This window comes from Anaerocolumna sp., from assembly GCF_032079385.1.
Classification (GTDB): domain Bacteria; phylum Bacillota; class Clostridia; order Lachnospirales; family Lachnospiraceae; genus Anaerocolumna.
The window spans coordinates 132,427-144,946 of the sequence record NZ_DAMAUC010000006.1; the positions used below are offsets into that span (position 1 = coordinate 132,427).

A 12,520-nucleotide genomic window follows, 5' to 3' on the forward strand; every position below is an offset into this window, starting at 1 on the left:
ATGGAGGTCAAAATGACACAATTTTTTATCAATAAATTTGCTTTAAGTGAAAAAGGGGCAAAGGATCTGGTGAAAGCAATTATTGCATGTACTTTAACATACATCAGTTTTATGTTCCCGGTGGGATTATTATACACAGTATTACGGGCATTATTGGCCCCTTATATAGGAGGAGTGGAAAAGATACTCCCTCTATACGTATACATTATAATTTCAGTTATTATATTGGGAGTTATCTGGATATTTCAAAAAAATCAGTATAATGCTACTTTCTTATCCTCTTATGAAGAAAGTGCCAACCAAAGAATCAGCATTGCTGAGAAAATGAGAAAGATACCTTTATCTTTCTTTGGGAAAAAAGACTTGTCTGATTTAACAACTACAATTATGACAGACTGTGCCGGAATGGAAACTGCGTTTTCTCATTTTATACCGGAGCTATTTGGTGCAGTACTTGCAGTGGTATTCGTGGGAATCGGACTGCTGCTTACGGATTGGAGATTAGCTGCGGCATTGCTTTGGGTGGTTCCCATGGCCTTTGCCATTACCGTGGGAGGAAGAAAACAGCAGGATAGAGCCAATAAACTTCATGATAATTCTAAGCTGGAACGAGCTGATACGATTCAGGAATGTTTGGAAACAATCAGGGAAATAAAAGCCAATAACCAATCAGAACGGTATCTGGCAAAAGTTGATAAAACACTGGTTGCAGCAGAGAAATTGAACATCAAGGCAGAAATATATACAGCGATATTTGTTATATCGGCACAGATGTTATTAAGGGTTGGAGTGGCTACACTGATTCTGGCGGGAGCCAAGCTGATTATGGGTGGAAAGATTGATTTTCTCACACTTCTTATGTTCCTTATTGCAGCTTCCAGAGTATTCGATCCTCTTGCTATGGCTTTGCAGAATTTAGCTGCAGTTTTTGCTACAGAACTTAAGATTGAACGAATGAAAGAGATTCAGAATCAGAAAATTCAGACAGGAAAAGAGGATGTTGAATTTGGACATTATGATATCTACTTTGATCATGTAGGATTTGCATATAATACAAAGGAAAATGATGGTTCCGAGAATGTATTAAATGATGTAAGTTTTATAGCTAAGCAGGGAGAGGTTACTGCATTAGTAGGACCATCCGGCGGTGGAAAAAGTACGGTAAGTAAGCTTGCAGCAAGATTTTGGGATGTGCAGTCCGGTAAGATTACCGTAGGTGGAAATAATATTTCTGAAATTGAACCGGAGGAACTTTTAAAGAACTATGCCATCGTTTTTCAGGATGTGGTACTGTTTAACAATACGATTATGGAAAACATACGTCTGGGCAGACGAGGAGCTACTGATAAGGAAGTAATTCAGGCGGCTAGAATGGCAATGTGTGAAGAGTTTATAGAAAAGATGCCTCAGGGGTATCAAACAGTGATAGGGGAGAACGGCTCCACTCTTTCCGGTGGGGAAAGACAGAGAATCTCTATAGCAAGAGCTTTGTTAAAAGACGCTCCCATTATACTTCTTGATGAAGCCACAGCATCACTTGATGTAGAGAATGAATCCAAAGTTCAGAAAGCACTATCCAGGCTGGTAAGGAATAAGACAGTTCTTGTCATTGCCCATAGAATGCGGACAATAGCAGGAGCAGATCACATTGTAGTACTTGCTGAAGGCGGTGTGGCAGAAGAAGGAACCCATGATGAACTTTTAAAGACAGGCGGATTATATCATAAATTATGGGAGTTACAGACAAAGTCAGCGGAGTGGACTTTATAAGTTATTAAAATCTAAGAAAAACATATAGTAGAGATCTAAGTGGATAAAAGCCATGCTTATTGAGAAGAAAAAATCAATGAGCATGGCTTATTTTTTATAATAAAGTATAGCAATTACAAGTGGCATTATTAAGAGAAACTAATTATTTATGCCCACTGGTTAAAGGTAGATTTCAAATAAGATGACCTTTTATAAGATCCGGAGTGAAAGAATAAGAAATAAATAAGTTTTATTGATAAAATTGTATCATTAACATACTTGACGAATGTCTTAAAATTAGATAATATAAACATTAGTTAGACATGACTAACCAAAAGAAAGAAGGGGATTTATGAGTCAGGAAGTATTTCAAATCATCCAGGGAATGGATTTAAAGAATATTGAAACCCAATTTGCACTGCAATGCGCCCCATTAATAACTGGTTTAAAAATATCCAACTTATTGATTGTACAAAATGATAATGCTGCCAGAGTAAAAGAAATATTAAAGGGCACCGGTATAGTGTGCTTTGTATTACATGTATCAGATGGAAAGACCATATTTTTGCTGTATAAAGAAAGAGAAATGAAGGCATACCTTTCCCAAAAAAAGGTTAGAACATTGCTCGCCCAATTGGGGTACAGAAACTATGACTTAAAGAGTCTGTTAATACTATTTCGTAAACGATATAAAATGTATGCGAATGGAGAAATAGACTTTCCTCATGAAATGGGCTTGTTTTTGGGGTATCCAGTGGAGGACGTACATGGATTTATTGAAAATACAGGAAAGAATTTTTTACATTCCGGATACTGGAAAGTCTACAAAAACTTACCTTTAAAAATGCAATTGTTCCAAAGTTTTGAACGGGCAAGGGAAAGGGTAATACAGTTAACCTCTTGCGGGATGAGTATAAGAGAAATTATTAATATTTACAGTGAAGCCAAGCTGCAAAGGGCAGTAGTTTAGGAGGAAAATAATATGAGCGTAGTAATCATTGGAGGTCATGACAGAATGGTCTGTCAATATAAAGAAATCTGTAAGCAGTACAATTGTAAAGCAAAAGTATTTACCCAGATGTCTGCCAGACTTAGCGATCAGATCGGGGAACCGGATCTGGTTATTCTCTTTACCAATACGGTATCACATAAAATGGTTCGGTGTGCATTAGTAGAAGCTGAGAAGAAGAACGCAGAAATTGTAAGGAGCCATACCAGCAGCAAAAGTGCTTTAAATGACATTTTAAAGGCTTATGCTTAATTTTTTAGATTTACTTAATTGACTATTATCTAAAATTATTATAAAATTGCCTTTAATAATAAATATTAATTAAAAACTATTGCAGTTAACAAATAGCATTAATCGTTAATGCAATAAATTTATGAGGCAGAGAGTGATAATATGTATGAATACTTATGGTTTTTTATAATTTATGCTTTTTTTGGATGGTGCACAGAAGTGGCATTCGCAGCAGTGGATTTAGGAAAGTTCGTAAACAGAGGCTTTTTAAATGGACCTCTATGTCCTGTGTATGGATTCGGTGTGGCTGCTGTTATCAGCTTGTTAACGCCAATACAGGAGAGTAAGTGGATGCTGTTTATTGGAGCAGTCCTTGTTACCACTATAATAGAGTTTCTAACCGGATGGGTATTAGAAAAGATGTTCAAACAAAGATGGTGGGATTATTCGGATTTACCCTTTAATATAAAAGGGTATGTTTGTTTAAAATTCTCTGTACTTTGGGGACTTGCGTGCCTGTTTGTTATGGAAATCGTGCAGCCGGGAATTATTCATTTTATAGCAGTCGTTCCCACACGCATGGGATGGGTTATGTTGGCGATCTTTTACTTAATTCTATTTGTTGATGTTTTTGCTACAGCACAAACAGTACTTAAAATTAATAAGCAACTGGAAGAAGCCAACAAAATAGCAGAGAAAATACATAGCTTTTCCGATGGTATTGGTAAAAAGATTTCTACGAATAGTATAAGGGTTGCAAGTAAGTTGGAAGAATCAAAAAAAGTAACAGAAGAATTAAAGACCAATGTACTGTCTAATTTAAAGGGTCCAAAAGAACAGTTGGAAAATCTTAAAGAACAAAGAGATAAGATTCTTAGTAAAAACTTTTTTGGTAGAAGCAGAATCATTAAGGCCTTTCCGCAAATATCCTCTTCTAAATATAAACTAGAATTAGAACATTTAAAGGAAAAAATCATAGGAAAAAATCAGGATGAGGATGAGCGCTAAGCCAAAGAAAGCGGTGTATTAGGGAAAGTTTCAAGTTAATAGTAAGAGAATGAATAGTTGATATTGCAACAAAAAAGAGATATACTTAGTTGCAGTATCAACTTTTTTTTAAGAAGACTTAACTAATGAGATGAAGTTATATTTAGGCAGGCTCAACTAATGAAACGAATCTATGTTTTAAGAAGGCTCAGCCAATGAAATGAATCTATGTTTAAGAAGACTCAATTAATGAAACAAATCTATGTTTAAGAACGACTCAGCCAATGAAACAAATCTATGTTTAAGAAGATTCAACTAATGAAAAAACTATATTTAGATGCTATCTGATAAAAAAGTGTATTAAAAACATTTGAAAGAATGGGAGTGCGAATATGGAAAAAAAAACAAAAATAAACCATTTAGAAACAGTACCAATAAATAGATTACTGAAACAATTTGCGATACCCAGTGTTATTTCTATGCTGGTAAGTGCCTTGTATAACATCGTAGATCAGTTTTTTATAGGAAGAAGTGTAGGTCAATTAGGAAATGCTGCAACCAATATTGCATTCCCTCTTACGATTTCCTGTATTGCTATTTCTCTGCTGTTTGGAATTGGCGGAGCATCTGCATTCAATCTTTCCATGGGAAAAGGAGATAAAGATAAAGCCGTTTACTATATTGGGAATGCGGTGGTGATGTTATTTGGCTGCGGTGTAGTATTAACTGCCATTACCCTTCTCTTTTTAAGTCCTATGTTGAAATTTTTTGGAGCTCATCCGGAAATACTTGGTTATGCAAAAGTTTATACGGGCATAACAGCTTTTGGATTTCCCTTTTTAATACTTGCAACAGGGGGAGGTCATCTGATACGTGCAGACGGAAGCCCCAAATTTACTATGATTTGTAATCTTACCGGAGCAATCATTAATACTATACTGGATGCCTTATTTGTATTTGGTTTTAATATGGGAATACAAGGAGCTGCTATTGCAACCATTATTGGACAAACCATCTCTGGCTGCTTGGCACTTTACTACTTACGTCATTTTAAAACTGCAACAATGAAAAAGGAACATTTGAAGATAAGAAGAAAATATATTGGAAGAATCACGTCCCTTGGAGCGGCACCTTGCAGTAATCAGCTTGCAATGATGGTAGTGCAGATTATCATGAATAAATCATTGGCGCATTATGGTGAATTGTCCGACTATGGGATATCAATTCCTTTAGCCAGCGCAGGAATTATTACTAAGGTTAATCAAGTATTCTTTTCCTTTATTATTGGGATATCCCAAGGGTTACAGCCAATTGTAAGTTTTAACTATGGAGCAGCAAAGTATAGACGGGTAAAGAGTGCGTATATACGGGCAATTTCCTATGGATTTGGAATAGCATTGGCAGCATTTTTAATGTTTCAATTTTTACCAAGGCAGATTATTTCCTTATTTGGAGACGGTTCAGATGAATACTACCGGTTTGCGGAAAGATATTTCAGAATATTTTTATTATTTACCTTTTTAAATTTTTTGCAGCCCATTACCTCCAATTTCTTTACGGCAATTGGGAAGCCTCAAAAAGGTGTTTTCCTTTCATTGACCAGACAGATTCTTTTCTTATTGCCTCTTATATTGATTTTACCAACAATAATTGGAATTGACGGTATATTGTTTGCCGGACCAATTGCGGATTTTACGGCTGGAACAGTGGCTATTATTATGATTCTAAAAGAATTGAAGGACAAGCGTTATGGCAATGTAGAAATTAGGATTTAGAAGGTAAAGGCATATATTGTTACTCATGTTTAATATATTATAATGGAAGAATCTGAAAGGTATTAAACATGAGTGTCCCTATAAATCCAGCAACTAACCCAACCAATGAAGAAAGACATGAAATACTGAGAGACAGCCTGGCCCGTGAAGGAAGGGCAGAAGATTACGATAATATTATATATTTATTGAGTCCTCCTCCAGACATTACAGATTATGCTGCACCGGGAGAATTAAAAGGTGTTAGAGTCGGTATTATTGGCGGTGGGCTGGCAGGTATGGCAGCCGCCTATGAACTTAGAAAAACAGGCGCGGATATTACTGTGTTCGAAGCTTCTGAAAACAGAATCGGCGGTAGAGTTTATACTTACTATTTTGATCCGGATAAAAAGTATTATGGCGAATTTGGTCCTATGAGAATTCCGGTATCTCATGAAACAACCTGGTATTATATTAACCAATTGAATTTAGATACTGTTTCCTTGTCCTCTCCCCTTCGAAACAATTTTTTATACGTTCATAATACCAGATTAAGAGCAACAGATTCAATTACAGATTTGTTATATCCTAAGTATAATTTGGAAGAATGGGAGAGAAGTACACCATGGCCTGAACTGAATCAATATGTTACTACGTATATTCTGAATCAATTAACACCGGAGCAAAGAGCGGAACTAATTACTATTCAGCCAACTTACTCAGAAGAAATAGCAAGGATTATGAATACAAGCATTCGAGAAGCGTTAGAGTCATTAGTTCTGTCACAGGAAGCCATTAGCTTGGTATCTGGTGTAGAACCCTCAATTGGTTCTATTTTAGAGACGGCATATGATGAATTTATAAAAGAAGAATATACCATGGATTATAGAAATTTGTATCGCATAAAAGGAGGAATGGTTAATCTTCCCCTTGCTTTCTATCAGACCTTTACAACACCGGATCCTTCCCTTTATTATGACATACCGGATTACCATCTTGGAAACGTGGATTATAGGTTCGGTAATTTTGTTGAAGGTATCTATCAGGATGTAAATAACAACAGGGTTCATTTAAAAAGCAGAGTACAGCAAGATGGAGAAAGCATGATGGAGGTATTTGACTATGTGATATGCACAATTCCTTTTTCCATATTAAGAACGCTGGAAATCAAGCCTTACTTTAGTAATCCCAAGATGCAGTCCATCTTAGAATTTAATTATATCAATGCGCAAAAAACCATTTTTCTTTGCAATCAACGTTTTTGGGAAGCTAATACATATTACGGTAATATTCTTGGAGGAATATCCTTTACAGACCTACCGATTCAATCTATTGTATATCCTTCTGATCACAACTTTTGTCAGGGGGAGAGTACATGTTCCCCAGATGAGCCTGGAGTACTTGTAGGTTCCTATTCTTTTAATCAAAATGGAACCAGGGTTGGTAATCAGAAAGAACCTGATAGAATAGAATTTGTTAAACGAGAGGTAGAAGAAGTACACGGATTACCAGAAGGGTTCTTGGATTCTATTGTAGAACAGGCTAAAACAGTGGTTTGGGACAACAAACCAAACTTTCGCGGAGCTTTTGCATATGCTTTGCCAGGCCAAAATCAACGTTTTTCCTATGTAATGGCATTACCGGAATATAATAATAGAGTCTTTTTTGCCGGAGAGCATACATCAAACAAGCATGGTTGGATGCAGGGTGCTTTGCAGACGGGAAAATCTGCGGCAAATAATCTTGCTTATTATGCACGGCAGTAAAAATATGTCCCATGCCATTATAAAATATCATTTAGAAACTAAGAGACGGAAACATAGCATCCAGCTTGCTTCCGTCTCTTAGCATCTTAGTCTTCAGTAAATACATAACTCAATTAATTTCTCATTATATTAGTATTATTGATTTTAATTCTATTATTGTACAGGTTGAGGATATTTATAAATCTGACCTGCATAGTTTCGCATAATGACTTCATTATCATCCATGGAAATAATATATTCCGGATTCATAGGAACCTTTCCGCCTCCATGAGGTGCATCAATAACAAATTTAGGTACTGCATATCCGGATATGGTACCGGTTAGATTTTGGATAATTTCAATGCCGGTTTCAACTCTGGTACGAAAGTGGCTAAGTCCCTGACTCATATCACACTGATAGAGATAGTAAGGTCTGACTCTAGCTTTTACCAGTTTTAGCAATAACTCTTTCATGATATCTGTATTATCATTGATATTTTTAAGCAGTACACTTTGGTTACCCAAAGGAATTCCTGCATTAACGATATCGGCACATGCTTTTACAGCTTCCGGAGTAAGTTCTTTTGGATGGTTAAAATGGGTATTAATCCATATAGGATGATACTTCTTAAGCATTGTTAAAAGCTCAGAAGTGATTCTCATTGGCATAACCACCGGAACTCTGGTTCCGATTCGAATAATCTCTACGTGTTCAATATTTCTAAGCTTTGATATGATTTTTTCCAATCTTGCATCACTCATGGTTAGAGGATCACCACCGGATAAAAGAACATCCCGTATGTTAGGATTCTTTGCAATGTAGCTTATAGCTGCATCCACCTCTGCATCACTGATTACAAAATCTTCTTCACCGACGGATCTTCTTCTTGTACAATGTCTGCAATACATAGAACACATATGTGTTACAAGAAAAAGAACACGGTCAGGATAACGGTGTACAATATTTTTCACGGGGCTATCCCGTTCTTCGTCAAGAGGGTCCGCCAACTCGTAGGATCCTATTTGAGTTTCATGAATGGTAGGAACAGCCTGCATGCGGATGGGACACATGGGGTCATTTGGATCCATTAAAGAGGCATAATAAGGGGTAATTGCCATTCTAAAATGTTCTAAACAACTACCGATATCCTTCTTTTCTTTTTCACTTAAATGAATGATTTTCTCAAGTTCTTCAATTGTGGTTATTCTATTACGAAACTGCCATTTCCAGTCATACCACTGGTGGGGGTAAGGTTCCGAATCATTTAATCCATCTTTTTTTCCAGTCATTATAAATCCCTCCTATGATAAATAAAAATGAAAGCCGTGTCTTTTTAGGGCACTATTTAAAATACTGCGAACCAAGGTATTATAATTCATACCATTAAATTCTGCTATCATCGGGAAATCACTATAACCTGGGGCCAGCCCCGGTAATGGATTAATTTCTATAAAATATATTTTCTCAGAATTAGAATTTCTCGTCTGGGGATTCTCACTCCTGGGAATTTCCCTTTGGGAAAGGCGAAAGTCAATACGGGCAAAATCCTTACATTGAAGAACTTCATATATTTTTTTGGCGGTTTGCACCATTTCAGTTTCTATTTCTTTACTGATTGCAGCAGGACATTCATAGCGAATCAGTTCTTTATAATTTTGTTTTACATTATAACTATAGATATTGAAAGGGGTTTGCTGATCCAAATATACAATCTCCATAGGGGGAAATACTCGCAATTCACTTCCATTACCAAGGATACCTACGGTGAATTCTCTTCCACCAATGTATTCCTCTACCAACATATCCTGATGATAAAGGCTTATATTTTTAGATATTAAGCTTTTTAACTCACTTGGGTTGGAAACGATTGCAACATCAGAAATACCTTTGCTGGAACCTTCTGCGTTAGGTTTAACAATAGCAGGAAACGTAAAGCTGTCATTGAACTTTGTCTCATCTTTTGATATGACAAAGTATTTTGGTGTCCTTATTTGATAAGTTTCAAGGACACGCTTAGTTAGTGCCTTATCCAGTGCAAGGCATAGAGTAGTCTCATCTGACCCTGTATAAGGAATTTTGTAAAAATTCATAATGGCAGGAATTTCTGCTTCCCGCCCTCTTCCTTGAATGCCTTCAGCAATATTAAAAACTATATCGATGTCATGTTTCGCTAATTTAAGAGGCAGATCTTCCGTTGCTTCTAAAAGTTCAATACGACAATCATCGCTTTCTAAGGCATTTTTAATAGCTAAAACGGTTTCCATACTATCATATTCAGCCTCCATGTCCGGAGCTTCATTTTCTGCAACATTTTCTGATGCATTCTTCTTAAGATTGTAGGTCAAACCTACACGCAGGGGATGGGAAGATTCATCCACAGGAATATTATCCATATGTACCACGATCCTTATTTTGAATTTTTTATTGCTTTATTTCGTTAAGAGTGTAGTCCTTAATTTGATAGAAGTCAACAAAAAAGTAACGAAAAACAGGGGAGAAATTTATGAAAAATTAACAAAAATAAAGGCTGAATTAAATTTTTAATTTTCTTAAGTTTCAATACGTCGTAACTGTAAACTGTAACTGTATTACAGGCAGAGCTTCCTGAATTAAAGAATTAATAAGCGCATAATCTTATTCATAATTATTCATAATTTTACTATTTTTATTTTAAATCTGTATTGTAAAATGGTTTATATAATATATTAAATGTCTTGATAAGAAAGAATGAGGGGATGTTTTATGTGGATAAAAAAACTGCGAAACCGTAAGCTGCAAAGTATTCTTATTGTTTTGATTGTCATGGTTTGTGCCATGCTAATGACTAGCTCACTTGTCATTATGACTTCCTTGGGAAGCCCTTACAGAGAACTGACCGAGGAATCTAAATCCCCGGCTCTTAAATTATATCTTTTTGAAGAAAGTTATGAAAATGCAAGTAAAGTGAAAGAAAAATTTGAAAAATTAGAAGAAGTAGAACAAGTTAGTATGATTGAATATAATTATCTCCAGGATAATTTAAAATTCAATGATAAGAAAATAGAAGATTTTCTGAATTTGGTTGTTTACGACGAAAGACTTCACGATAACGTCAGGATATTAGAAGGGGATATGAATAATTTAAAGAAAAATGAATGTTTTATCCCAGGAGTTTTAGCATATAAAGATAATATTGAAACAGGTGATGTTTTAGAAATATCGGAAGGTGTCTCTTATATAGTAAAAGGTATTTATACAGAACCTTATAATATGAGTATCTCGTATGACATAGAGATTATTATTAATGAGATGCCACAGGACTTAGATAGTAATTATTATTTAAGCATTTTTACAGATACAGATCTGGAAGGTACGGAACTGATTGATATTTATAGAGAAAGCAATAATAAGATACTGGAGGGGTGGGGAATTACTTTAGAAGGCAGAATCAGTGACAATCAGATGACAGAACAGATATTAGGGGGAATCTTACTTGCTATGAGCATAATGATTTTACTGGTTAGCGGAATTATGATTCAGTATATGATTAAGAACACATTAATTACAGATAAAAAATCTGTTGCAATTTATAAGACTTTGGGATATAAAAATAACCTTATTATAGGAATTTATATGAAGTTCTATTCATTTCTGGTACTTATAGGAAGTGTACTTGGGGCAATCAGTTCAAAATTTATATCCGATTCTTTTACAAAGGTTACTTTCCAAAATCTTGGTGTGAATAGCAGTAATGGTATTTTCACAGCGGGAGTTTTCTGTGTGGGAGTGATTATATCTTTCGTACTGCTACAGGTATATTTTGTACTGAAGAAATTAAAAAATATTAAGCCTATTGAAGTATTTCAAGGAGTAAATAATGTAAGAATTAAGAGAAAAAGTTCCGGAACAAGTATCACTCATTTCTCACCTCTTGCAATGGCAGTAAGAAATATTAAAAGAGATAAAAAAAATACCATCATTATAATTATTACCTGCATTGTATCTGCCTTTTGTGTAAATTTTGCCGCTACTGCAATTACCCTGATAAAGGGAATGCCCGGTAATAATTATTATTGGCTGGGTTTTGACAAGTATGATATATCTATGGAAAGCATTCATATCGATGAGTTCGAGAATGCAGTAAAGGAGGTTGAAGACTTTGAAGAGGTTGAAAAGGTTGTAAAATCCTGTTCAAATTATCCGGTCTCTATCGAGTGGAAAAAAGGTATCGGAGATACCATAATAAGTTCTAACATATACGAAACCTATGAAGATTTAGAAATGCCTGTTTTGAAAGGAAGAAATCCGAAATACAGTAATGAAATTGCTATTGGGAATTTTGTAGCTAAAAAACTGGGGAAAGGGGTTGGAGATTATATTGATATCTTTTTTTCGGATAATCAAAAAGTAACCTTACTTATCTCCGGAACTTTTCAAAGCTTTTTCAATATGGGAAAAAGGTGTAGATTGCTTGGTTCTACATTAGTAGAGAATAAAATTGATCTTAACTATACAGAGGGTTCCATTTATATAAAAGAAGGATTTCAAGCAAATGATTTTATAAATAGTCACAGCAATGAATTTAAAGATATGGCTAAGTTCACGCCTCGTCTTAATAAATATGAAAATATTATGAATGCAATATGCGGACCCCAATTAGCAGCTATAGGGCCTTTTATGGTAATGGCTCTAATCTTGGGAGGTTTAAATATAGTAGCTATAGTATATTTAAAAAATAAAAATAACAGTAAAATCAATAGTATATATAAGGCAATTGGATATTCTGCCGGACATCTGCTGAAAACCAATATCTATTATATCTTTTTGATTGCTTCTGTCTCCATACTGATTACAGTACCGTTATTTGTAATAATATTTCCAAGATTTATGATTCTATCTATGTCATTTTTTGGATTCGAAGAATATTTAGTAACCTATGATCCTGTATCACTTTTGCTATGTAATTTATTAGCTTTATTCGCTTTTATAATTAGTGGATTACTTTCATCTAAATCATTGTTTGATAATCCCATTGCGGAGCTGACAGTAGAATAGGAGAGAAAGGAGA

9 protein-coding genes are annotated in these 12,520 nt (G+C 35.1%); 7 read left to right on the forward strand and 2 right to left on the reverse strand.

What is annotated here, in order from left to right; translation table 11 throughout:
- The first annotated feature begins 12 nt into the window (after positions 1 to 12).
- The 6 genes from RT261_RS07195 (at position 13) to RT261_RS07220 (ending at position 7,493) form a co-directional block, all read left to right on the forward strand.
- Positions 13 to 1,770, forward strand: coding sequence for an ABC transporter ATP-binding protein (locus RT261_RS07195; protein WP_313131170.1), 1,758 nt, complete (start codon positions 13 to 15; stop codon positions 1,768 to 1,770).
- Positions 1,771 to 2,101: 331 nt separating this feature from the next.
- The gene (locus tag RT261_RS07200) at positions 2,102 to 2,719 is read left to right on the forward strand and encodes a DUF3793 family protein (protein ID WP_313131173.1); all 618 of its coding nucleotides are present in this window, start codon (positions 2,102 to 2,104) and stop codon (positions 2,717 to 2,719) included.
- 12 nt (positions 2,720 to 2,731) lie between these two features.
- Entirely contained in the window at positions 2,732 to 3,010 is a 279-nt protein-coding gene (locus RT261_RS07205) for a DUF2325 domain-containing protein (protein ID WP_313131175.1), read from the forward strand.
- 141 nt (positions 3,011 to 3,151) lie between these two features.
- Entirely contained in the window at positions 3,152 to 3,997 is an 846-nt protein-coding gene (locus tag RT261_RS07210) for a putative ABC transporter permease (protein ID WP_313131177.1), read from the forward strand.
- Positions 3,998 to 4,368: 371 nt separating this feature from the next.
- A complete protein-coding gene (locus tag RT261_RS07215) occupies positions 4,369 to 5,751 on the forward strand; it encodes an MATE family efflux transporter (RefSeq protein WP_313131178.1) in 1,383 nt (460 codons plus the stop codon).
- Positions 5,752 to 5,819: 68 nt separating this feature from the next.
- A complete protein-coding gene (locus tag RT261_RS07220; protein ID WP_313131180.1) occupies positions 5,820 to 7,493 on the forward strand; it encodes a flavin monoamine oxidase family protein in 1,674 nt (557 codons plus the stop codon).
- A gap of 153 nt (positions 7,494 to 7,646) precedes the next feature.
- Here the strand turns inward: RT261_RS07220 and ablA are convergent, their stop codons facing one another.
- Both ablA and RT261_RS07230 read right to left on the reverse strand, forming a co-directional pair.
- Positions 7,647 to 8,762, reverse strand: a complete 1,116-nt coding sequence (gene ablA, locus RT261_RS07225) for a lysine 2,3-aminomutase (RefSeq protein WP_313131183.1) — start codon at positions 8,760 to 8,762, stop codon at positions 7,647 to 7,649.
- A gap of 12 nt (positions 8,763 to 8,774) precedes the next feature.
- A complete protein-coding gene (locus RT261_RS07230) occupies positions 8,775 to 9,866 on the reverse strand; it encodes a D-alanine--D-alanine ligase family protein (RefSeq protein ID WP_313131185.1) in 1,092 nt (363 codons plus the stop codon).
- Between the two features lie 349 nt (positions 9,867 to 10,215).
- Here RT261_RS07230 and RT261_RS07235 point away from each other — a divergent pair, with 349 nt between their 5' ends.
- Positions 10,216 to 12,507, forward strand: a complete 2,292-nt coding sequence (locus RT261_RS07235; protein WP_313131187.1) for an FtsX-like permease family protein — start codon at positions 10,216 to 10,218, stop codon at positions 12,505 to 12,507.
- The last annotated feature ends 13 nt before the right edge of the window (positions 12,508 to 12,520 follow it).

Excerpts from the sequence above, each read along its gene's own strand:
- RT261_RS07195 (WP_313131170.1), top strand. The coding sequence starts at position 13 with ATGACACAATTTTTTATCAATAAATTTGCTTTAAGTGAAAAAGGGGCA.
- RT261_RS07200 (WP_313131173.1), top strand. The coding sequence starts at position 2,102 with ATGAGTCAGGAAGTATTTCAAATCATCCAGGGAATGGATTTAAAGAAT.
- RT261_RS07205 (WP_313131175.1), top strand. The coding sequence starts at position 2,732 with ATGAGCGTAGTAATCATTGGAGGTCATGACAGAATGGTCTGTCAATAT.
- RT261_RS07210 (WP_313131177.1), top strand. The coding sequence starts at position 3,152 with ATGTATGAATACTTATGGTTTTTTATAATTTATGCTTTTTTTGGATGG.
- RT261_RS07215 (WP_313131178.1), top strand. The coding sequence starts at position 4,369 with ATGGAAAAAAAAACAAAAATAAACCATTTAGAAACAGTACCAATAAAT.
- RT261_RS07220 (WP_313131180.1), top strand. The coding sequence starts at position 5,820 with ATGAGTGTCCCTATAAATCCAGCAACTAACCCAACCAATGAAGAAAGA.
- ablA (WP_313131183.1), bottom strand. The coding sequence starts at position 8,762 with ATGACTGGAAAAAAAGATGGATTAAATGATTCGGAACCTTACCCCCAC.
- RT261_RS07230 (WP_313131185.1), bottom strand. The coding sequence starts at position 9,866 with ATGGATAATATTCCTGTGGATGAATCTTCCCATCCCCTGCGTGTAGGT.
- RT261_RS07235 (WP_313131187.1), top strand. The coding sequence starts at position 10,216 with ATGTGGATAAAAAAACTGCGAAACCGTAAGCTGCAAAGTATTCTTATT.